This is a genomic window from Ideonella sp. P3_A4 (genome assembly GCF_056403075.1).
Genome location: NZ_JBFUGE010001282.1, coordinates 1 through 719 on the forward strand (window position 1 = coordinate 1; position 719 = coordinate 719).

1 protein-coding gene is annotated in these 719 nt (G+C 68.6%); it reads left to right on the forward strand.

Going from position 1 to position 719, the window contains the following annotated elements; translation table 11 throughout:
- Positions 1-719: sensor histidine kinase (locus AC1DYI_RS37555; RefSeq protein WP_477209134.1), on the forward strand; the 719-nt coding region annotated here is incomplete at both ends.

Sequence of the window (719 nt, forward strand, 5' to 3'; positions counted from 1 at the left end):
ACCCGGCCGTGGCCAATGATGAGACGCTACTGCGCTATGCACGCCTGATGCTGCGTTCGGGCTGGCACCTGAAGTCGCTGATCGACGATGTGCTGGACCTGTCGCGCATCGAGTCCGGCACGGCCCGCATCGCGATCGTGCCGGTCGATGTCGGCAGCACGGTGGACGCCGCGGCGTCGATGTTGAAGCCCGAGGCCGAGGCACGCCACGTCGCGATCGACACTGGTGTGCCCTTCGGCCTGCCGGCGGTGATGGCCGATCCGTTGCGCCTGCAGCAGGTGCTGATCAACCTGATCAGCAACGGGGTGAAGTACAACCGCGACGGCGGCCGGCTGTCGGTGATGGCCGGCGCCGGTGATGACGCCAGGGTGTGGATCCGCGTCACCGACACCGGCCTGGGCATGAGCACCGAGCAGTTGTCGATGCTGTTCCAGCCCTTCAACCGCCTCGGCCGAGAGCACACCGGCGCCGCCGGCACCGGCATCGGCCTGGTGATCACGCGGCGCCTGGTCGAGATGATGGGCGGCCAGCTGCAGGTGGACAGCACCGCGGGCGAAGGCTCGCAATTCACGGTCTGGCTGCCGGCCAGCACCGAGCCGGTCGAGATCTCGCCGACACGCCCGGCCAAGCTGGCGCCGGACGAAGGCCAGCGCCGCACCGTGCTGTACGTCGAAGACGATCCGGTCAATGTCGAGGTGATGCGCGCACTGCTGCAGGCC